The organism is Streptomyces vulcanius, assembly GCF_042653945.1.
GTDB classification, from domain to species: Bacteria; Actinomycetota; Actinomycetes; order Streptomycetales; family Streptomycetaceae; genus Streptomyces; species Streptomyces mangrovi.
In genome coordinates this window covers 88,277-109,883 of the sequence record NZ_JBHSFK010000019.1, presented here as the reverse complement: position 1 = coordinate 109,883, position 21,607 = coordinate 88,277, and the positions used below count along the sequence as shown (strand labels likewise).

The window sequence follows — 21,607 nt, the reverse complement described above, 5'->3', positions numbered from 1 at the left end:
GGTTTCCTCCCCGTGTGTGTCTCTGGTGGTGTGTCGGCCCTGCCACCGGGCGTTCGAGACCCGGTGGCGGTCCGGCATCGTCAGCGGACGGCCGCTCCGAAGGCGACGTCCGTTGCGGGGAGCCCGTTCTCGCCGGGCTTGATCGTCTGGGTGGGCGCTCCGCCGGAGGTCACGTTCCAGGGGAAGCCGTAGACCGCGTGGCCGCCGGCCGGACCGTAGGGCATGCCCACATACAGGAGGGAGGGCGTGGCGGCCAGCGAGAGGCCCATGAGCATGCGCGGCGCGGGCGTGCCCGGGGTGCCGTAACCGGGGTCGATCCACTGGTCGGAGGCGCCGGGCGCGCCGACCATCGGGACGATCTGCACTCCGCCCTTCTCGGCGTGCTCCTCGGACGACTCCTCGCCGGGCACGCCGATCGCGAGCCGGGTCGTGGTGGCCGTCGAGGTGGCGTTCGGGGAGGTGTTGACGGCCGTGAGCTGCTTGCCGTAGAAGTCGCCGGGCTCGGCCTCCTGGTCCACGTCGGCCGTGTTCTGGTCGATCCAGGCGGTCTCGGTGAAGGTGCCGCTCGCCGTGAGCCGGAACACCTGTACGGCGCCGGCGTCGACGGTCGTCAGCAGGTCCTCGCCGGGGACACCGACCGCGAGCAGCGACTCGGTGGTCGTGGTGGCTCCGGACGCGCGGTACGGGACCATGGCGAGCGAGGCGCCGAACTGGTCGCCGGGCTCCTGGGCTCCGCTGATCACGTCCTGGTCCTGCCCGAGTGCGTTGACCGGCTTGGGGTAGCCGGAGGTGAGCGCGTGGCTGAACAGGCCCACGCCGCCGGCGAACGCGCCGTTGCCGAGGGACTCGCCGGGCGTGCCGACGGCGAAATGAGTGGGCGTCGCGGCGAGCGACGCGCCGAAGCGGTCGTCCTGCTCCGCCGCACCGAAGACGGCGCCGGCGGTCTCGGTGTCCTGGTGGGTGAAGGTGACCGTCTGGGCGGTGCCGCTGACGTAGTAGAAGCCGCCGGCGTCCTCGAGGGTGCCGATGGACTCGCCGGGCACGCCGATCAGCAGGAAGGGCTGGCCGGCGGAGGTCTTCCCGGCCGCGACGGAGTAACCGACCCAGTCCTCGGGCTCCGGTCCGCCGCCCAGCGGCTTGTCGCCGCCCTGGTAGAGCTCCTTGACGGCTTTGCCGGAGTTCAGTCCGGTCGTGGCGCCGTAGACGACGTGCACGAATCCGGCCTCGGGCACGGCGCCGAGGGACTCGTACGGCGTGCTGACCACCAGGTCGCTGCAGCCGTCGAGGTCCGCGTCGTAGACGGCCAGCGCGTGGCCGTACCGGTCGCCCGTCTCAGGGGCACCCGGAATGCTGTCCAGGGCCTGAGTGAGCGTCACGCTCCCCTTGCCGCCGCCGTACACCACATGGACGGCACCTGCCTTGGACACGCCGTCGACGGTCGCCTCGGGATCGGCCACCGCCGTGTCCCTGACCCCGTCCCCGTTGAAGTCCGACTCCACCCCCGAAGGGCAGGCCACGGCCGCTGCGGCGGGCGTGCCGCCGGCTCCGAGCCCGCAAGCCAGAAATGTCCCAGTTAACACAGCGGCAGCACCGCGCCGCCAAGTCTTTCCCACCCTTGGCTCACCCCGTGAATTAAAGAAACTCTAAAGCCCCTTGATGCTCTCTTTGCTTGAGGTGCGCATGCAATACCTGCCTCGTTCGCATTTCCCGCCCCAGGGCGTGACAAGAGTCACAGGATCCCCACGTGCAACCCATGAAAGCTTCATATGGTCCGCGCGCGGGGCCTGCGGAGGTCAGGCAGAGTGGGAGCTCTCGGCCGCCGCGCGCTTCCGGGACTCCTTCTCCAGGGCCTTGCGCAGCCAGTTCTGCGACGGCTTCTCCACGAGGCGGTGGACCAGCCACGACAGGACGAGCAGCGCGGCCGTGGTGGCGCCGAGCGTGGCCCATGCGCCCAGGTGCCCGTACAGCGTGCGGATCATCGCCCAGCCCAGCTCCTCGTGGAGGAGGTAGAGCGGGTAGACCAGCGCGCCCGCCGTGGACAGCCACTTCCAGTTCAGCCGGTCGAGCTTGTGCAGAGCGACGGCGAGAACCAGCAGGTAGAAGACGGTGACCAGGGCGAGGGCTACATACGGGTCGCGGTCCATGCCCTTGTCGTGGCGCAGATGGTCGGCGTGCTGGACGAGGTCGCTCTGCATCACCAGCCAGCTCGCCCCGAGCAGACCCCACAGCTTGAGATCCGGGCCGAACCGGTACATCAGGTACATGGCAATACCGGAGACGAAGAGTGCGGTGTTCAGCGGCTGGGCGAAGATCCCGAGGAGCGGGATGTCGTCCTTCTGCACCAGGATGCTCGCGAGCAGCCAGAGCCAGCAGAAGACGGAGACGCGCGCGTAGTCCAGCCCCTTCCAGAGCACGACCAGGAAGACCAGGTAGAAGGTGAGCTCCACCCACAGGGTCCAGTAGGCGCCGACGAGGTGCCGGGCGGAGAGCGGGACCTGGAACATCGTGAGGTTCGTCAGCGACTCACTGACACTCGGCGCCTTGCGCGTCCCGTCGGGCAGGCCGCGCCACACCAGGACGGCGACCACGACCGAGAACCAGTAGGCGGGGAAGAGACGCAGGAAACGCGCCTGCACGAACTGGCCCGGTGTGCGGTCCCAGGCGGACAGGCAGATCACGAAGCCGCTGATGATGAAGAACAGCTGCACTCCGTACGAGCCGTACGAGGTGACCGGGAAGAGCCAGGGGAACAGCTCCTTGGGGTTGGCCCCCCAGTTGGCCTTGGTCGCCGCGTCCACGCCGGTGAAGTGGAAGACCAGCACGGCGAGCGCGGCCAGCACCCGCAGCGCGTCCAGGGCGTAGAGCCGGGAGCCCCGGGCGGGCGCGGCCGGCGCCGGGCCGCCCGCGTCCGACTGGACCGGGACCGTGAGGTCGGTCTGGGACATGTGTCGTCGTCCTCGCTGTGTGTCCGTACGGATGGAGAACCGTCAGCTGCCCGGGTTCTCCGCCGTGGGCAGCTCCACCAGCTCGGTCGTGTCCCCCGTGGTGCGCTCCTCGTAGCGGGTCCCGGTCTGCGGGCACTCCCACCCGCCCGGCTCGCCCTCGCGCTCGACCAGCCGCACCCCGGCCCGGCCCACCCAGCCGATCCGGCGGGCCGGCACACCGGCCACCAGCGCGAAGTCGGGCACGTCCTTGGTGACGACGGCGCCCGCCGCCACCAGCGCCCAGCGGCCGACGCGCACCGGGGCGACACACACCGAACGGGCACCGAGCGAGGCGCCCTCGGCGACCTTGACGCCCACGGCCTCCCAGTCCCCGCCCCGCTTGAGCTTGCCCTCGGGGTCCACGGAGCGCGGGTACTGATCGTTGGTGAGGACGACGGCGGGGCCGACGAAGACACCGTCGCCGAGCTCGGCCGGCTCGTACACCAGGGCGTAGTTCTGCAGCTTGACGTTGTCGCCGATCCGCACGCCCGTCCCGACGTAGGCGCCCCGGCCGATGACGCAGCCCGTCCCGAGGCGGGCCTTCTCCCGGACCTGGGCGAGTTCCCACACGGTGGTCCCGTCCCCCAGCTCGGCGCTCTCGTCGACCTGGGCGGTGGGCTTGATGGTGTAACTCACGGTTGAACCTTCCTGTGGCCGCCGAGCAGCAGCCGGTCGAATCCGTCTCGTACGACGGTCCAGTCCCAGACGGAGAGTGCGTGTTCGGCGGCCGCCTGGCCCGCCTTCAGCCAGGCTTCCTCGCTCGCGGTGCACTCCAGCACCCGCCGCGCGGCCTCCTGCGGGGTACCGGTCACCCACTCCGCCGGGAAGAGGCTGCGGGCACTGTGCTCCCGGCCTGCGAAGAACGGCCAGTCGCGGGCGACCGGGACGGCACCGCTGGCGGCGCCCTCGACGAACCCGCAGTGGAAGCTCTCCCGGACCGAGGAACTGAGGATCACCCCGATCTCCTCCAGGACGCCGGGCACGTCGTCGGTCTGTCCGACCCGGCGCACCGCGCCCGAGGGCTCCAGCCGGGCGAGGTCGCGCTCGAGCCGGTCGTGGTAGGCCCGTACCGCGGGCCCCGCGTCGGGCTTGAGGCCCCCGCCGACGAGCAGCAGCCGGTACCGGTCGTCGTGCTCGCGCAGCAGCCGCAGCACCTCGATCGCCCAGCGGGGGTCCTTGGCGACCTGGCCCACGCCCACCAGGCCGAGCGTGAAGCGCGCGTCGGGCCGCTTGGGGCGGCGGTAGGCGGAGAGGTCCATCGCGTTGTGGATCACGTGCAGCCGCGGGGCGCCGTCGGCCGTCAGCCGCGGTACGGCCGCCGTGACCAGGTCGCGCAGATGGTCACCTACGAATATCAGGTCGTCGACCCGGGAGAAGTCCATGATCTGCGGCCAGTAGGTGAAGGCCTCGTAGCTGTGCAGACGGACGATCACCTGGGCGGTGCCCGGGTCGGCCAGGGTCATGAAGGCCGCGCCGACCGCGCACCAGTCGACGAAGACCGTGTCGGCCCAGTCGTAGTGGGGGCGCAGCGCCTCCTCGACCGCGCGGCCGTAGGCGGCCTGGCTTCCGGCGAAGCGTCCCACCATCCGCCGCAGTCCCTTGGCCAGCGGGGCCAGCTCCGGGTCGGTGGCCAGATCGAGGGTGCGGACCTCGACACCGGCATGCCCTTCGTAGCGCTCGGTGATGAGCGGCAGGAAGTTGGCGTTGGCCCGGTGGACGACGAGGAGCCTGAGAGGGCGCCCGTCCGGTGGCGGCGCGGCCGGCTCCTTGCGGCCTCGCGGCTTGGCCGCCGCGCGCATCACCCGGCTGCGGTGGAGCGGGGCGGTGAAGCCCTTGGGGTCGTCGGCGAGCGGTGAGGCCAGCCCGTCCAGGTGCGGGACCCGGTGGAAGGCGAGCAGCAGGGCCTTGGTCGCCGACCCGATCGCGGCGGCCTTCTGCCCCTCCTTGTGCAGCGCGTCGGCGCAGGCGAGTTCGGCCGCGTAGGCCGCCCTCAGACGACGCGGGGTGAGGCCGTGGGACAGCTCCAGTTCCGCGGCGTCCGTCAGCAGGTCGGCCTTGAGTCTGGCCTCCCCCGCGTACTTGGCCAGGACGTTCAGCAGACGGGCCGCCATGGACGGCGCCCCCGCCCCGGCCAGCCGGGAACTCACCCAACGGGCGGGGGTGACCAGCCGCTCAGCGGGAATCCGCGAAACCGGCACAGCGTAGCTCCAGCTCCCGCACCGGACGCGAGGTCCGGTGCCGATCGACGACGAGGGACAGCCCGGGCACGGCGGGCGTGACACACGGCCGGTCCGGGTTGGCCGGATCGTACGCCCGCCGGCTGTGTCAGCCGCCGATGACCACCCGGCGTACACCCTGCCAGGCCTCCGGGTCCGTCGTACGGCGTCCGTCGACGAGGACCGTGACGTCCGGCAGGTCCGCCGGGGTCAGCGCGCGGTACTCGGCGTGGTCGGCCTGGAGGATCGCCGCGGTGACCTTCTCCCCGGTGTGCGGGGGCAGGCCGTGCGCGGCCAGCTCCTCGGCCGTGTACAGCGGGTCGGAGACGAACGGCACCGCGCCGCGCGCCTTCAGCGCCTCGACGGTCGGGAAGACGCCGGAGAAGGCCGTCTCCTTCACCCCGCCGCGGTAGGCCGCGCCCAGCACCAGGACACCCACGCCGGTCAGGTCGCCGTAGGCGGCGGCGAGCAGGTCGACGGCGTACTCCGGCATCGCGGCGTTCGCCTCGCGCGCCGAGCGCACGACGGTCGCGGCCGGGTCGTTCCACAGGTACATCCGCGGGTAGATCGGGATGCAGTGGCCGCCGACGGCGATGCCCGGCTGGTGGATGTGGCTGTACGGCTGCGAGTTGCAGGCCTCGATGACCTTCTTGACGTCGATGCCGTTGCTGTCGGCGAACCGCGCGAACTGGTTCGCCAGACCGATGTTGACGTCCCGGTACGTCGTCTCGGCCAGCTTGGCCAGCTCGGAGGCCTCGGCGGTGCCCAGGTCCCAGACGCCGTTCGGCCGCGGCAGGTCGGCGCGCTCGTCGAAGTCGAGGACCTGCTCGTAGAACTCCACGCCCCGCGCGCTCGACGCCTCGTCGACGCCGCCGACCAGCTTGGGGTAGCGGCGCAGGTCGGCGAAGACCCGGCCGGTCAGCACGCGCTCCGGGGAGAACACCAGGTGGAAGTCCTCGCCCGCGGTCAGGCCGGAGCCCTCGGCGAGCATCGGCGCCCAGCGGGTGCGGGTGGTGCCGACCGGGAGCGTCGTCTCGTACGAGACCAGTGTGCCGGGCCTGAGGCCCTGCGCGATGGCCTTCGTCGCCGCGTCCATCCAGCCGAAGTCGGGGACGCCGTCGCCGTCGACGAACAGCGGGACGACCACGACGACGGCCTCGGACTCGGCGACCGCGGACGCCGTGTCCGTCGTCGCGCTCAGCAGCCCGGCGTCGACGGCCTGCTTCAGCTTGACGTCCAGGTCGTGCTCACCGGGGAACGGCTCGACGCCGGCGTTGACCAGCTCGACGACCTTCTCGTTGACGTCCGCGCCGATGACCCGGTGGCCCTTGGAGGCGAACTGCACGGCCAGCGGGAGCCCGATCTTGCCGAGCGCTACTACACAGATGTTCATGGAGGGTCGCTACTTCTTCCTTGTGGAACGTGACTTGGTACCGGGCTTGGTACGCGACTTCAGTTTCCGGACGAGGCCCCCCAGCGCCCGCCGGACCACAGTCGACTTCGGGGGAAACATCCGGGCCGTGTCGACCACCACGCGTCCCTTGGGGTTGACCAGTGCCGACGCCCGGTACGGGTCGTCGTCCCGGCCCCACCGGCGGGCGAGCGGCATCGGCAGCCCCTTGCCGCGCACGGGGATCTCGTACGTCGACCCGGCCACGTCCAGGTACACGCGCACGCCCCGCTTGGCGTCGGCGAGCTTCAGCGGAACCCGGGCGCGCAGCACGCTGGCGGCGCCGTCCTCGGCCGGCTCCACCGTCATCTCGCCCACGACGGGGGCGAGTGGGTGGTCGGCCTTCAACCGGCGCGCGCCGGCCTTGTCCGCCGACTTGGGCATCGCGCCCTTGACCAGCCGCAAGGCGGTGCCGTCGACATCTCCGAGGACGGGCACCCGTACGGTCGCCGTGTACGCGAGGTCCTCGCCCTGCTGCTCCCAGTCGGAGGCCAGCAGCTCGGTGCCCTTGGCGAGACGGCCGGGGACGGCCTCCCCGACCAGCTCGTAGGCCCGGTCGGGAACCCCGATGCGCGGGTCGCGGAAGCCGGGGTAGCGGGCGAAGGCGCGCTCGCCGTCGACGACGAACGGGGGCGCTCCGTGCTCCTTCTCCGACGAGATCGCCTCGGCCAGCTCGTCGATCGCGCCCGCGTGCGCCAGCGCGATCCGCACCCGGCGCTTGACGTCCATGGCGTCCCGGATGCCGTCGGTGAAGTAGGCGTCGGCGAGCCGGCCGATGCCCGCGCAGAGCTGCCGCTGCAACTCCCGGTCCAGGGACGGGAAGTCGTCCTGGACCAGCTTGGCCAGCTCCCAGGTGAAGTGCCGGCGCAGCAGGGCGTCCCGGCGCGGGCCCGCCTCGACGAGACCTGCCGTGAAGTCGACGATCTCCGCCGCCGCCCGCAGCCGCGCCAGATGGTCGGCGCGGTAGGTGATGTTGCTGGCGTCGCCGCGCTTGACCGCGTAGTAGCAGGTGTAGTCGGCCACCACCGAGATCTTCCGGGCGCGTACGCACGCCTCGATGGTGAACGGCTGGTCGCTGCCCACGGGCAGATGCTCGGGGAAGCGCAGCTTGTACTTCTCGACCATGTCCCGCCGGAACAGCTTGGTGTTGGCGAGGGTGAACGGCAGCGCCGAGTCGTACAGGCTGACGTCCGGGTCGTTCTTCTTGTACAGCGCCTGGTGCACATAGCGGCCGTTGGTGCCGACCATCTTGCCGACGACGACGTCCGAGTCGTTCTCGTCGGCGCACTTCACCATGCGCTCCAGGGCTTCCTCGCCGAGGTAGTCGTCGGAGCCGATGAAGTAGACGTAACGGCCGGTGGCCACGTCCAGGGCACGGTTGCTGGGCGCGGCCGGGCCGCCGGAGTTCGGCTGGTGGATCACCTTCACGGTGTCCGGGTGGAGGGCGGCGAAGCGGTCCAGTTCGGCGCCGCTGTCGTCGGTGGAGCCGTCGTCGACGGCGACGATCTCCAGCCGGTCACGGCCGATGCTCTGCCCCAGGATCGAGTTCAGGCACTCCGTGACGTACGGCATGGTGTTGTAGACGGCGGTGACGACGGTGACGTCGGGGGTTCTGGTCATGACGCCGCCTTCGGGCTTCTGGCGACCAGGCGGGTGTAGAGCTCGTCCAGGACCTCGGCCTGTGCCTCCCAGGTCCAGGTGTCGAGCAGACCCGGCTTGTCGTACGCGGCGCGGTACTTCTCGGGGTCGGCGAGCACGGTCTTGATCGCGCGCGCGAGGTCCTCGACGTCCTCGGCCCGGCAGATCTCGCCCTGGCCCGTGGCCCGGGTGGTCTCCGCCATGGTCTTCACATCGCTCACCACCAGCGGCAGCCGGGCGTGCGAGTACTCGAAGAACTTCGTGATCAGGGCGATCTCGTGGTTCGGCCAGTGGTGGATCGGGATGCAGCCGACGTTCGCCGCGGACAGGAAGCGCACCACCTGCCAGTGCTTGACGTACGGCACGGCGTGCAGCCGGTCGCCGACGCCGAGTTCCTGGGCGCGGGCGAGCAGACCCTGGATGTAGCCGGCGGCCGGGGAGGGCACCACGAACGCCATGTGGACGCCGTCCAGCTTCGGCAGGGCCTCCACCAGGTCGCCGAGGCCGCGCTGCGGGCCGGGCGAGCCGCTGTAGACGACCAGCGGGACGTCCGGTCCGATGCCGCACAGCTCGCGCAGGTCCGGCTCCGGCTCCGCGTCCTCGATCGCCGGGTCCCGCTCGACGGGCTTGTCGGGGGCGTTGAGGACCACGGTGGGCTGCTCGGTGAGGCCGTGGCGCTCACGCAGCAGGTCGGCCAGGCCCTCCGAGACGGTGACCACGGCGTCGGCGAACGGGGCGTACTCGCTCTCGTGCGCGGTGTTGCCGGGGATCCAGTGGGCGTTGTCCTCCCAGGGGCGGACGCCGGGCAGGAACTCGTGGGCGTCCCACACCAGTTTGACCTTGTGGCCCTTGGCACGGGCGCGGACGGCGGCGCGGGCGCCGACGCCGAGCATCCGGAAGTCGTTGGCGTGGATGAGATCGGGCTTGAGGGCATCGATCTCCTTGCCGTACGTCAACTCGTAGTCCCACAGCACCGGTTCGAGGCGGCGCCAGGCGCGCTTGCCCTTGGCCGCCTTCCAGAACGCGGTGAACGCGCGGTCGAGCGGTCCGCGCAGGGCGCGGCCGGCCTTCTGGGCCCGGCTGCTCTGGCCCGCGCGGAACTCGATCCACTTCTGCATGAACTTCGACACCGGGCCTGCCACCACCAGGCGGGCCTTCTCCGCGGTGCGGAACAGCGGCGAGCCGACCGCCGCGGGCGCCACCCTCAGCGCCGCCCGGCGGGTGGCCACATCCGCCCGCCAGGCCTTCGCCCACTGCCGGCGGTACGCGGCCAGCGGACCCGGCGGGTAGGCGAACGGGCGGCGCAGCGGCGAGCGGTGCCGCTCGGCGTGCCGCTTCGCCAGCGGGGTCTTCAGCGGCAGCAGCCGGACCTCGGCGTCACCGAGCTTCCAGGAGCGGCCGTTGCCGGAGCGGACGAGGCCGAGCAGCACCACGTCCCAGCCCGCGGCGGCGGCGGACTCGGCGGCCTTCTGCACCCGCGAGTCGCCGTCGACCTTGTTGTCGACCAGCATGACGACGCGGCCCTTGGTGGGGCGGGGCGCGTCGGCACTCTGCGCTTCCATGAACAGCCTTTCTGAACCGGTCACTTCAGGAAATCGCTCAGAACCTGCGCGGTCCAGGTTCCGTCGTGATAAATGCGGGCAAACTCGACGGACTGCCGACCGATCCGGGCCGTGCCCTCACGGTCGTCGACCAGGGACTCCACGACCTCGCGCAGGATGTCGGGGGTTGCGCCGACGATGGGCAGCGCGCCGTCCGTCGCCGCCTTCACGCCGTCGCTGATGTAGGCGACGACGGGCTTGCCCGCCGCCATCGCCTCGACGGCGAACGTACCGTAGCTGCCGGTGGTGAACTGGTCGAGTACCAGGTCGCAGCTCTGCACCAGTTCCCGCATCTCGGACCACGGGATGCCCTCGGCCAGCCGGAACTCGATGAGGCCCTTGTCGTGCAGCTCGGTCATCACCGGGACGATCCGGTCGGTGCCCTTGGTCCACCGCTTCGACGGCGCGTGCAGCACCAGCGGGCGCTTGCGCTCGAGGACCGGACGGTCGGTGGCCCACGCGGCCACGTCCACCACCAGCGGCGCCCACTTCGCGGACGGCAGGTCCTCCAGCAGGTCCGGGGTGGTGACGTACAGCGGCAGCCCGGCCTCCATCGCGATCCGCTTGTTCAGCTCGGCCTTGGCCTGCAGCTTCTCCTCGATGCCGTCGGGGGCGTCGTGGAACAGCGAGAACGGGTGGCGGGCCTTGTGGTTGCGGGGGTGGCGGATGTCGCTGCCGTGGGCGAGCAGCGCCACCTTGATCCGGGCCTGCTTCAGGGCGTCGAGGTCACCGGCGACGGACGAGCCGTTGAGGTTGCCGAAGACGGGCATGAAAGCGTCGACCAGCAGATGCGTATACCGTCCGACGATCCGCTCCACCTGCTGGAACTGGACGGGCAGCTCCCGCAGCCGGGTGGCGTCGACGTAGACGTCCGCCGGATAGTCGAAGGACTCCGGGCGCCGGTTCATCACGACCTCGGCGGACACGTCCGGGTTGATCCGCGTGATCGCCTGGGCGTACGCGGCGCCCTGGCCGGCGTAGTTGGCCGGGCCGAGGCCCAGCCGCACACGGGTCTCGCCGAGCTTCGTCCAGGTGGGCCTGCCCTCGCCGTCCGTGGCATCGGCGTCGGCCTCCACGGTCCGTACCGCGTCGGGGGTCTCCTGGACAGTCCAGGACACCTCGGGGCGCGGGCCGGGCGGCGTCTTCTTCGACAGCTCGCGGTACAGCGCCAGCAGCTTGCCGCTCTGCGCCTCCCACGACAGATCGGTGAGGACGTCCTCGGTGATGGCCTCGGCGAGCTTGCCGCGGTTCTCCATGGCGCGGGCGGCGGCGTCGGCGAACGTCCTCGGGTCGTCCCAGGTCCACACCTCGCCCAGGCCGTGCTCCTCGACGTACGCCTTGATCACCTTCACGTCGCTGGTGACCAGTGGCAGTCCGGCCTGGAGGTACTCGGCGACCTTCGTCGGCAGCGACACCTCGCAGTTGGGGACGCGCTTGAAGGGGGTGAGGCCGAGGTCGGCGGAGGAGAGGTAGTCGGCGACCTCGTGCTGCGCCACGTACGGCACGAGATGGACCCGGTCGCGCACCCCGAGGGTCTCGGCCTGGGCCAGGAGTTCCTCGAGGAGGGGCGTCATCCGGCCGTGGACCAGCGCGAGATGGAAGCCGGGCAGGTCCGGCAGGCCGTCGATGACGGCGTCCACGCCGCGCTCCCGGCCGATCCAGCCCGAGTAGACCATCAGCGGCACCTCGGGGCCGAGACCGCAGGCCTCCCGCACCGAAGAGGTGGACCTGCCGCCGCCGATCACCTCGCGGACCGGCGAGTTGCCCACCACCAGGGGCGCCTTCTTCAGCTTGTGGTCGTTCCTCAGCAGCTCCGCCATCTGCGGGGACACGGTGACGACCGCGTCGGCGCGACCGATGAACTCGGCCTCCACCGCGGGCAGCGCGTACCCCTGGCGGGCGTTGGGCCACTCCACGCCCTTGATGTACTCGTGCGCGTCGTACAGCCAGGCGCACTTGCGGCCCCGGGCGCGCAGCCGGGCGGCGCTCAGCGCGGCCGTGGCGATCATCGTCACGTCGTTGGCGTGGATGACGTCCGGCTCGATCTCCTCGATCACCGGTCCGAAGGCGAGGTCGAGATCGACCACCTGCGGCCAGTCGCGGCGCCAGTCCCCCACCGGGTCCGGGTCCTTGGGCCGCTGCCGCTGCTCCCACTTGAAGGCCTTGACGCGCAGCCGGTGCACGGACCGGCGGGCCCGCAGCGCCGCCTTGAGGGACATCCGGCGCGGGGTCCCCGCCCAGCTGCTCTCCGCGGACTTCTGCCGGACCCAGGCCCGGTAGGCCGCGGTGTAGCGGTTGAGGGCCGCCTGGTCCTGGAGGTGGAACTGGGTGGCGGTGGCGCGCAGCGGGCGGCTCGCACGGGTGTTCGCCCCGCGCAGGTAGTCCGTGCCCACCGGCACGCGGACGACCTCGATCGGCCCCATCCTCGAACGCTGGACGCGCTTGGTGTCGCTCCTGCCGATCAGGGTGACGTCCCAGCCGTCCCGCGCCGCCGCTACAGCGGTCTTCTGGACGCGAGAGTCGCCGGTGATGCCGTTGGCGACGATCACGGCGAGGCGCGGTCGGCGGGCAGGGGATTCCATGTGCGAGTTCCTCCGGGTGGAAGACAGGAGTTCGGCGTCCCCGGTTCCAGGGGTCGGCGTGGAACCGGGGACGGGCGGGGACGAGCGGGGACGGTGACCCTGGGGGCGGGTGTCAGACGGTCGCGCTGGGGATGTCGTCGAAGCGCAGGGTCCTGCCCTCGGCCGCCGATTCCAGCACGGCGGCCGCCACCACCACCGTACGCATGCCCTGCCGCAGCGTGCAGATGTCGGCTTCCTTGCCGAGGACGGCGTCCCGGAACAGTTCGTGCTCGACCAGGAGCGGCTCGCGCTTGGGGATGGCGTACCGGATCATGTCGCCCTCGGACACCCCGCGGAACGCCTGAAGCGCCTCCCACTCGGTGGTCACGGCGGCGTTGGAGTGGAACGTCAGGTCGGCGGTGAGGGTGTCGGCGATGAAGCAGCCGCGCTCACCGGTGACCGAGGTGAAACGCTCCTTGAGCGGGCTCAGCCAGTTCACCAGGTGGTTGACCATGGTGCCGTCGTCGAGGCGGCCGACCGCGGAGACCATGTCCTCGTGGACCCGGCCGCTCTTGGAGACGGTGTGCGCGGCGATGGACACGTACTCACGTCCGGTCACCCAGCCGGTGAGGTCGATGTCGTGGGTGGCGAGGTCCTTGACCACACCGACGTCCGCTATGCGGTGCGGGAAGGGGCCCTGACGGCGGGTGACGACCTGGTAGACGTCGCCGAGTTCGCCGGCCTCCAGGCGGGCGCGCAGCGAGCGCAGCGCCGGGTTGCAGCGCTCGATGTGGCCGACGCCGGCCATCAGACCGCGCGACTCGAACGCCTCGACCAGACGGCGGGCGCCGTCGACGGTCTCCGCGACCGGCTTCTCGATGAGCGCGCACACACCGGCCTCGGCGAGCTGCAGACCGACCTCCTCGTGGAGGTGGGTCGGGCAGGCCACGACCGCGTAGTCGATGCCGAGGGCGATGAGCTCCTCGACGGTGTCCAGGACCGGCTTGCCCTGGGCGGCGCCGAACTTGTCACCCATCGGGTCGACGACGCCGAGCAGGTCGACGCCCTCCAGGCCGGACAGGACCCGGGCGTGGTGGCGCCCCATGGAACCGAGGCCGACAAGTCCGGCCCGCAGCGGCTTCCCGGTGCTCACAGCTGCTCCCCCAGGGTGTTCACGGCGGCCACGATCCGCTCCAGATCCTGCGCCGACAGCGCCGGGTGGACCGGCAGCGACACGACCTCGGCCGCGGCGCGCTCCGTCTCGGGCAGGTCCCAGGTGCGGCCCGCCTTCTGGTCCGGCTCCCAGTACGGCTTCAGCCGGTGGATCGGGGTCGGGTAGTACACCGCGTTGCCGACGCCGGCCTCGGTGAGCCGGGCCATGGCGGCGTCGCGGTCGCCCAGGACCCGCACCGTGTACTGGTGGTAGATGTGCCGGGCGCCCTCGGCGACCTTCGGCGTGACCACGTTCGGCGCGGTGATGTGCTCGGTGAGGTACGCGGCGTTGGCGATGCGCTGCTCGGTCCAGCGGGGGAGCTTGCCGCGCTGCACACGGCCGATCGCGGCGGAGACGTCCGTCATCCGCACGTTGGCGCCGACGATCTCGTTGGCGTAGCGCTGCTCCATGCCCTGGTTGCGCAGCAGGCGCAGGGTGCGGGCGACCTCGGCGTCACCGGTGGAGATCATGCCGCCCTCGAGGCTGTGCATGTTCTTCGTCGGGTAGAAGCTGAACGTTCCCGCGGCACCGAAGGCGCCGACCGGGGTGCCGTTCAGGGCGGCTGCGTGGGCCTGGCAGGCGTCCTCGACGACGGCGAGGCCGTGCTTCCCGGCGATCGTCATGAGCTGGTCCATGGCGGCGGGGTGACCGTAGAGGTGGACCGGCATGATCGCGGCGGTGCGCGGCGAGATCGCCGCCTCGACCGCGGCCGGGTCCAGACAGAAGGTGTCGGCGTCGATGTCCGCGAACACGACGTCCGCGCCGACCAGCCGTACCGCGTTGGCGGAGGCGGCGAAGGAGAACGACGGTACGACGACCTCGTCGCCCGGCCCGATACCGAGGGCGAGCAGGGAGAGGTGCAGCGCGGAGGTGCCGGAGTTGACGGCGACACAGTGGCGCCCGTCGACCAGCTCCGCGAACTCCTCCTCGAAGGCGGCCACCTCGGGGCCCTGGACGACCCGGCCGCTGCGCAGAACGCGTACCGCGGCCTCGATCTCCTCCTCGTCGATGACGGGTCTCGCGGCCGGTATGAACTCCTGGGCGTCGGTCATCGACATCCCCTCCTCTACGGCGACCTTGTAGGCGCGCCACGTCATGCGGTCGAGAAGGGGCATACCGACGCTCGGCACGGCCGCTTCCCTGTTGTCCACCGACGCCTGTGGGCGGATGGACGGCTTGTACACAGGACCCGCCCCCCGAGGGTTCCTTGCGGGAAGTCAGCCGCGCCCGGTCCGGGGACCGGAGGTGCTCATCGGCTGTGGTCACGGCGTGCATGTCTCTGACGGCCGCGACCACACCTGCACGTTACCAGCAGGAGGCCAACGATTTTCCCCAGCGTTACCACAGAGAAACCCGGGGGTCGGGTGCGGTCGATCACAGGCAAGACACAGAGTATCCCCGCGGTGAACGCAACGCGACGCGGGGACGTGCGAGTACGCGGTTCCGGGCGCATACGACGGCGCGGGCACCCGGGGTTCCGGATGCCCGCGCCGTTGCTCCGCAGGGGGCCTGAGGGTGGGTCAGGCCGCAAGTCGGGCCGCGCCTCAGGCCGTGGGTCAGTCCTCCGTCGAAGCCGAGACCGCCGGCACGCTCTGCTGCGCGGCCGCCGTCTTCTTCGACGCGGTGGACTTCGCCGCCTTCTTGGCCGTCGTCTTCTTCGCGGCCGTCTTCTTCGCGGCCGTCGACTTGGTCGCCGCCGTCTTCTTGGTGGCGGCGGCCTTCTTCGCCGTGGCCTTCTTGGCCGTCTTACGAGCGGTCGCCTTCTTGGCCGGAGCGGCCTCCGCCGCCTCGGTGTCCGGCACCTCGGCCTCATCGGCGGCGGGCGCCTCGACGACTGGTGCCGCCTCGGCCGAAGGGACGACCACGACGGCCGTCTCCTCGGACGCGGTCGGCGCGGTGGCCTTGCGCACGGCACGGCGCCGCGGGCGGGCCGGACCCGCGCTCTCGGCGGCCTCGGCCACCGGCTCCGGCTCGGACTGCTCCGTCCGGGTGACGGGAGCCTCGTCGGCCGCCGGCTCGACGACGGTGACCGCGGCGGCCTCCGCCCCGGCGGGCGAACCGGCCGGCGCGGTGGCCTTGCGGGTGGCGCGACGACGGGTCCGGCCCTTGGGCGCGGCCTCGTCCACGGCAGCGTCCGGCGCCGGGGTCTCGTCCGCGGCGGCCGGGGCCTCGACGACCGGGTCCTCCACGGCGACCGGCTCGGCATGCGCGACAGCCGCCTCGACGACCGTCTCGACCGGCGCCTCCACCTCCGATGCTTCGGCGGGTGCCTCGACCGGCGCTTCGGCGGCCGGCTCCGAGCCGTTGCCCGAGCCCGACCTCCGCGAGCCCCTCGGCGCACCTGCCGGAGCGGACGCGCGACGCCCGGCCCTACGACGACCGCGCCCACGGGTGGCCGCGGCCTCCGCCTCGGCGACGCTGCTGTACAGCTCCTCGTCGAGCGCGAAGTCGGGGGCGGAGAGCGCGACCGGCTCGGCCACCTCGGCGGCGACCTCGGCCTCGGACTCCTCCTCGACGCCCACGAAGGACTCGGCCACCTCGGCGACCTCGACCTCGTGGTCATGGTCATGGTCGTGGCCTTGCCCGTCGCCGCCGCGCCCGCGCTTCTTGCGCTTGCTGCCGCCGCCTCCGGCGGACGTCGGCTGCTCCATGTGGACGATGACACCGCGCCCGTTGCAGTGGACGCAGGTCTCGGAGAACGACTCCAGCAGGCCCTGGCCCACCCGCTTGCGGGTCATCTGGACCAGCCCCAGCGAGGTCACTTCCGCGACCTGGTGCTTCGTACGGTCCCGGCCCAGGCACTCCAGCAGGCGCCGCAGCACCAGGTCCCGGTTGGACTCCAGCACCATGTCGATGAAGTCGATCACGATGATGCCGCCGAGGTCGCGCAGCCGCAGCTGGCGCACGATCTCCTCGGCCGCCTCCAGGTTGTTCCTGGTGACCGTCTCCTCCAGGTTGCCGCCCTGACCGGTGAACTTGCCGGTGTTGACGTCGACGACGACCATCGCCTCGGTCCGGTCGATCACCAGCGAGCCGCCGCTGGGCAGCCAGACCTTGCGGTCCAGCGCCTTGGCGAGCTGCTCGTCGATCCGGTAGGTGGCGAAGACGTCGACCTCGGAGGTCCACCTCGACAGCCGGTCGGCCAGGTCCGGGGCGACGTGCGCGACGTACCCGTGGATGGTCGACCAGGCCTCGTCACCGCTGACGACGACCTTGGTGAAGTCCTCGTTGAAGATGTCGCGGACGACCCGGACGGTCATGTCCGGCTCGCCGTACAGCAGCGTCGGGGCGTTGCCGCCCTTGGCCTTCTTCTGGATGTCGGCCCACTGCGCCTGGAGCCGCTCGACGTCACGGCGCAGCTCGTCCTCGCTGGCGCCCTCGGCGGCGGTGCGCACGATGACGCCCGCGTCCTCGGGGACGATCTTCTTCAGGATCGTCTTCAGCCGGGCCCGCTCGGTGTCGGGCAGCTTGCGGCTGATGCCGGTCATCGAGCCCTCGGGGACGTACACGAGGTAGCGGCCCGGGAGCGACACCTGGCTGGTCAGACGCGCGCCCTTGTGCCCGATCGGGTCCTTCGTCACCTGGACGAGCACCGACTGGCCGGACTTCAGCGCGCTCTCGATGCGCCGCGGCCCGTTGGCCATGCCGAGCGCCTCGAAGTTCACCTCACCGGCGTAGAGCACGGCGTTGCGGCCCTTGCCGATGTCGATGAAGGCGGCCTCCATCGAGGGCAGCACGTTCTGGACCTTGCCCAGGTACACGTTGCCGACGTACGAGGTCGACTGCTCCTTGTTGACGTAGTGCTCGACGAGCACGCCGTCCTCCAGGACGCCGATCTGTGTGCGCTCGCCGCTCTGCCGCACGACCATCACACGCTCGACGGCCTCGCGGCGGGCGAGGAACTCGGCCTCGGTGATGATCGGGACGCGCCGGCGCCCCTGCTCACGGCCTTCCCGACGCCGCTGCTTCTTCGCCTCCAGACGGGTCGAGCCCTTGATGGACTGCACCTCGTCGGACGGCTCGGAGGGCTTGCGGGGCTCACGGACCTTGACGACCGTGCGCTCCGGGTCGCCCTCGTCGGGCTCGGTGTCGACGGAGGTGTCACCGGCGCGACGCCGACGGCGCCGACGGCGGCGGCTGCCCGCGGTGGAGCCGGAGGCCGAGTCCTCGCCGTCCTCTTCGTCCGCGGCGTCGTCTTCGTACTGCTCGGCGGTGTTCTCGGCATCCTGCTCGGTCTGCTCGGTGGCGAACTCGTCGCCCTCGCCATCGGGGGCCTCGCCCCGGCGGCGGCGCCGGCCACCACGCCGACGGCGCCGGCGCGAACCGGTCTCCTCGGCCTCGTCGTCACCGTCGTCGGTGTCGACGGCGTCCTCGGCGGTCTCCTCCTCCGGCTCCGGCTCGTCCTCCACGACGGGCGCGACGGGCGCGCTCTCCTCGCCGGAAGGGGCGCCCCTGCGGCGACGGCGACGGCGCGAGCCGCCCGGCTCCTCCACCGGGACCTCCACGGCCTGCGCGACCTCGGTCTCGACCTCGGTCTCCTCGGCCTCGGCCGGCTCGTCGGCCTCGGCGGCGGCGGCCTCCGCGGCGGCGCGCTGCGGCGTCTGGAACTGCGGCTCGGCGAACACGGGCGCCTGGAACACGGCCACCGCGGGACGCGCGGGACGCTTCGGGGCGTCGTCCTCGTCGCCCTTCACCGGCTCCGGCGCGGAGAACCCACCGGCGGCCCGCCGTACGACGCGCCGACGCGGCCGTCGGCCACCGGACTCCTCGTCGACGGGGCCGGAGGCGGCGGGAACCCGGCCGACGGGGGCCTCGGGGGCCTCCTCGACGGAGACGGCCGCGGCGGGAAGGGCCTCGACCTCGGCACCGGCCGGCACACCGGCGGGCGCGGACACCCGACGGCTGGCCCGACGACGGCCACGCGGAGCGGCCTCGGGCTCGAGCTCAGGCTCAGGCTCAGTGGAAACGGTGACGGCGGCGGGCTCCTCGGCCTCGACGGCCACCGGAGTCTCGACAGCAGGCTCGACGGCCTCCGGCGCGGCGGCGACCTTGCGCGTGGCACGGCGACGCGTACGGGGCGCGGGCTCGGGCGCGGGCTCGGCGGGCGCCTCCTCGGCGACCGCGGGAGCCTCTTCGGCAGGGGCGGCCTCCGCCGCCACGGGCGCACCGGCAGGCGCCGACGCCCGACGAGTCGCCCTACGCCGGGCACGCGGAGCGGCCTCGGCCTCATCCTCGGCGACGACCGGCGCGCTCTCCGCTACGACGGCCGCGGCGGTCTCGGCGGTCTCTGCCGCAGGCACCACGGTCTCGGCGGCCTCCGCCGCCTCAGGCGCACCGGCAGGCGCCGACGCCCGGCGAGTCGCCCGACGCCGCGTACGCGGAGCAGCGGTCGGCTCGGCCTCGGCCTCTTCGGCGATGAGCTGTTCCACGGCATCGTCGACAGGCTTGGTGTCGTCGTCCTCGACGACCTCCGCCGCCAACGCCTCGGCACTCTCCACAGCCGGTATGGCCGGCGCGGTGATCTCCGCCGAGTTCTCGGCCGCGCCGGTCGGCGGGCCCGCCGGGCGGGAAGCGGCACGGCGCCGACGACGCGGCGGCAGGGTGTCGCTGGGACTGTTGTGTTCTTCGGAACCCTGGGTGGGTTCGGTCGGTTCGAGCATGCGGGTTGATCTCCCGTCAGGCTCCCGGGCGGCACGCTGGTCCGGCGCCGATCATGTGGGATCGGTCACCGTTGACGTCCGCGGCTCGCGCGTTGCGCGGTGCCGCCTCCGGGGCGCGGCCGCCGCACGGGAGCTCTCTGTGTCCTGTCTCGCCGGTTCCGTACACATGTTGCGTACGGCCTGGCGAAAGTCTTGTGGTCGGTGCGCTGCCCGACCCAGGTGGCTCCCGAGTACGAGGGCGACGCTACGACGTCCGTCCCTGTGCGGAACCTTCCTTACGCCGGCGCCTTCGCGGCGGCAGTCGGATCGGCCGTTGTCAGGGCCCCGGCTGCCTCGCGGTCGGGCGCGAGCGGGTCGGTCACCGCGCCGGTCTCTTCATCGAACAGCCCCTGCGCCAGCCTGGTCACCGCTGCGGGGACCGGCGGCGCCAGGTCGGCCACGGCGCGGAGACCGGACAGGACGTCGTCGGGTCGTACGGCAGGCGTCACGTGCCGAACAACCAGCCGCAGTATCGCACAGGGCTGGCCGGTCGGCCTATCAGCCGTTTCACTCTGTGTTTCAGGTCGCTGTGTTTCGGGTTGCCGTGCTTCCAGTTCCGCGACCGCCGGGCGGGCGTCGAAGGTGCGCAGGCCGTTCTTGGTCATGCGCTGGACCTCGACGGACTCGGCGGCCCGGAAGGCCCGGACGGCGCGTTCCGCTTCGGCCGGATCCACTCCGTCGAGCCGCAGCTCCCACTCGGAGGCCGTGAGCCGGTCGGCCAGACCCGAGGTACGGGCCTCGACCGCGTCGACGATGTCGAGCCCGGTGGGCAGCGACTCGTCGAGCAGAAGCCTCAGCTTCTCCGGGTCACACTCCGCCGTGAGCGCGATCTCCAGGTACTCCGCCTCGCTGCCCGTGCCGGTGGGTGCGGCATTGGCGTACGACACCTTCGGGTGCGGCGTGAACCCCGCCGAGTACGCCATCGGCACCTCGGCACGGCGCAACGCGCGCTCGAAGGCACGCTGGAAGTCACGGTGGCTGGTGAACCGGAGGCGGCCGCGCTTGGTGTAGCGCAGTCGGATGCGCTGCACCGCGGGTGCGGGCGGCGGGCCTTCGGGCTGTCGCTTGCCCAGTGTCGTCAGTCCTTCGTGATTTTCGTGAGAGCGGTGGTACTTCTCTCAAGAGTACGTGTGTCGAGCGGCATCGGTTCCCGTCCCGCCGCGCCGTCCCTCTCCCGTGGCACGCCGAGCACTCCGGCGAGCGTCCGCCGCACATCGGCACGTGCCTGCCGGACGGTCTCACGAGCCGCGGCGAGCGCCTGCCGGCTCACCCGCGCCACGGCCCGCGCGGCCTCGGCGACGGGCCGCAGCAGCACGTCCCGCACCACGTGCCCGACCGGTGTGAGCACCGTCCGGTACACCCAGCGCACCGGCTCCACGAACACCCACCGGAAGAGGCCGGCCAGGAACCGTCCGACCACGAGCGAGATCCGTCCGGCGATCCGCCAGGCGTGCCCGAGCGCCTCCCCCACCTCCCGCACGACGACGCCGAGCACCCGCCCGACCGGCACCAGCACCCAGCGCCACACGGCCAGCGCGGGCAGCACGAGCAGCACCCGCGCCACCCAGTACGCGACCACGCCCGCCCCGCTCAGAGCCCCCCGCACACACCAGGCGAAGGCCCTCCCCACCGGCGCGAGCACCCACTCGTACAGCCACCCGACGGGCACCACGACCGACCACCACACCAACCACCCCACCGCGCGCCCGACAGGCGTCAGCACGCGCGCGTACAGCCACGCCAGGCCATGCCCCGCCGGAGTGAGCACATACCGGTACAGCCACACCACGGGCACCACCAGCAACACCCGCCCGAGCCACCCGAGCAGCCGCGCGCCGGGCACGACGACGTACCGCCACAGCCCCACCAGCGGCCACCCGACCAGAACCTTCGCCAGCCACAGCAGTCCCCGCCCCACGGACCGCAGGACCACGTCGTTCAGAAACCGGCCGGAGACCACCACCGCGTCCCACACCATCCGCACCGGCACGACCACCACCAGCGCCACGATCCGCACGGGCAACCGGATCGCGACGACCAGGCACCCTTCCGACGTTGCGTGCGACTGATGCCGAGCCGGCGGCTTCTCAAGGTCCATGACCGTATAAACGCCTCAGTCGCCCGTCCGGATCCCGTTCCGCGCCGCTCCGCACCCGCCCGGGGGCCGGCCGGGGACAACACCCGGCCCGTGGCCTGGCGTTCGCATTGCGGGATGCGCCGACCGGGTGAACAGTGGATTCATGGG

At 72.0% G+C, this 21,607-nt stretch carries 13 protein-coding genes; all 13 read right to left on the bottom strand.

Translation table 11 applies throughout. The annotated features are described in order from the left end of the window. Nucleotides 1–80: 80 nt before the first annotated feature. Entirely contained in the window at nt 81–1,499 is a 1,419-nt protein-coding gene (locus ACFPIH_RS27745; RefSeq protein WP_381172988.1) for an FG-GAP repeat domain-containing protein, read from the bottom strand. Between the two features lie 294 nt (nt 1,500–1,793). Further along, nucleotides 1,794–2,945, bottom strand: coding sequence for an acyltransferase family protein (locus ACFPIH_RS27740; protein WP_381172991.1), 1,152 nt, complete (start codon nt 2,943–2,945; stop codon nt 1,794–1,796). Nucleotides 2,946–2,987: 42 nt separating this feature from the next. After that, nucleotides 2,988–3,620, bottom strand: a complete 633-nt coding sequence (locus ACFPIH_RS27735) for an acyltransferase (protein WP_381172994.1) — start codon at nt 3,618–3,620, stop codon at nt 2,988–2,990. Continuing rightward, nucleotides 3,617–5,182, bottom strand: coding sequence for a glycosyltransferase (locus ACFPIH_RS27730; RefSeq protein WP_381172997.1), 1,566 nt, complete (start codon nt 5,180–5,182; stop codon nt 3,617–3,619). The genes ACFPIH_RS27735 and ACFPIH_RS27730 overlap by 4 nt, the downstream gene beginning before the upstream one ends. A 127-nt stretch (nt 5,183–5,309) precedes the next feature. Continuing rightward, on the bottom strand, nt 5,310–6,593 hold the full coding sequence (locus tag ACFPIH_RS27725) for a nucleotide sugar dehydrogenase (protein ID WP_381173000.1): 1,284 nt from the start codon (nt 6,591–6,593) through the stop codon (nt 5,310–5,312). A 9-nt stretch (nt 6,594–6,602) separates the two neighbouring features. After that, a complete protein-coding gene (locus tag ACFPIH_RS27720; RefSeq protein ID WP_381173003.1) occupies nt 6,603–8,270 on the bottom strand; it encodes a glycosyltransferase family 2 protein in 1,668 nt (555 codons plus the stop codon). Then, on the bottom strand, nt 8,267–9,850 hold the full coding sequence (locus ACFPIH_RS27715; RefSeq protein ID WP_381173006.1) for a glycosyltransferase family 4 protein: 1,584 nt from the start codon (nt 9,848–9,850) through the stop codon (nt 8,267–8,269). Before ACFPIH_RS27715 ends, ACFPIH_RS27720 begins: the two co-directional genes overlap by 4 nt. Nucleotides 9,851–9,870: 20 nt before the next feature. Next, on the bottom strand, nt 9,871–12,471 hold the full coding sequence (locus ACFPIH_RS27710) for a glycosyltransferase family 4 protein (RefSeq protein ID WP_381173009.1): 2,601 nt from the start codon (nt 12,469–12,471) through the stop codon (nt 9,871–9,873). Nucleotides 12,472–12,583: 112 nt separating this feature from the next. Further along, nucleotides 12,584–13,555: a Gfo/Idh/MocA family protein gene (locus ACFPIH_RS27705; protein ID WP_381173355.1), complete on the bottom strand. Its 972-nt coding sequence runs from the start codon at nt 13,553–13,555 to the stop codon at nt 12,584–12,586. Nucleotides 13,556–13,599: 44 nt separating this feature from the next. Then, the gene (locus ACFPIH_RS27700) at nt 13,600–14,715 is read right to left on the bottom strand and encodes a DegT/DnrJ/EryC1/StrS family aminotransferase (RefSeq protein ID WP_381173357.1); all 1,116 of its coding nucleotides are present in this window, start codon (nt 14,713–14,715) and stop codon (nt 13,600–13,602) included. Nucleotides 14,716–15,219: 504 nt separating this feature from the next. After that, on the bottom strand, nt 15,220–19,323 hold the full coding sequence (locus ACFPIH_RS27695; RefSeq protein WP_381173012.1) for an Rne/Rng family ribonuclease: 4,104 nt from the start codon (nt 19,321–19,323) through the stop codon (nt 15,220–15,222). Between the two features lie 275 nt (nt 19,324–19,598). Beyond that, nucleotides 19,599–20,393, bottom strand: coding sequence for a TIGR03936 family radical SAM-associated protein (locus tag ACFPIH_RS27690; protein WP_381173015.1), 795 nt, complete (start codon nt 20,391–20,393; stop codon nt 19,599–19,601). Nucleotides 20,394–20,440: 47 nt separating this feature from the next. Further along, a complete protein-coding gene (locus ACFPIH_RS27685; protein ID WP_381173018.1) occupies nt 20,441–21,460 on the bottom strand; it encodes a hypothetical protein in 1,020 nt (339 codons plus the stop codon). Nucleotides 21,461–21,607: the final 147 nt, after the last annotated feature.

Coding starts and splice junctions, on each gene's coding strand:
- ACFPIH_RS27740 (WP_381172991.1), bottom strand. CDS start 2,945: ATGTCCCAGACCGACCTCACGGTCCCGGTCCAGTCGGACGCGGGCGGC.
- ACFPIH_RS27725 (WP_381173000.1), bottom strand. CDS start 6,593: ATGAACATCTGTGTAGTAGCGCTCGGCAAGATCGGGCTCCCGCTGGCC.
- ACFPIH_RS27720 (WP_381173003.1), bottom strand. CDS start 8,270: ATGACCAGAACCCCCGACGTCACCGTCGTCACCGCCGTCTACAACACC.
- ACFPIH_RS27715 (WP_381173006.1), bottom strand. CDS start 9,850: ATGGAAGCGCAGAGTGCCGACGCGCCCCGCCCCACCAAGGGCCGCGTC.
- ACFPIH_RS27710 (WP_381173009.1), bottom strand. CDS start 12,471: ATGGAATCCCCTGCCCGCCGACCGCGCCTCGCCGTGATCGTCGCCAAC.
- ACFPIH_RS27705 (WP_381173355.1), bottom strand. CDS start 13,555: ATGGGGCGCCACCACGCCCGGGTCCTGTCCGGCCTGGAGGGCGTCGAC.
- ACFPIH_RS27700 (WP_381173357.1), bottom strand. CDS start 14,715: ATGACCGACGCCCAGGAGTTCATACCGGCCGCGAGACCCGTCATCGAC.
- ACFPIH_RS27695 (WP_381173012.1), bottom strand. CDS start 19,323: ATGCTCGAACCGACCGAACCCACCCAGGGTTCCGAAGAACACAACAGT.
- ACFPIH_RS27685 (WP_381173018.1), bottom strand. CDS start 21,460: ATGGACCTTGAGAAGCCGCCGGCTCGGCATCAGTCGCACGCAACGTCG.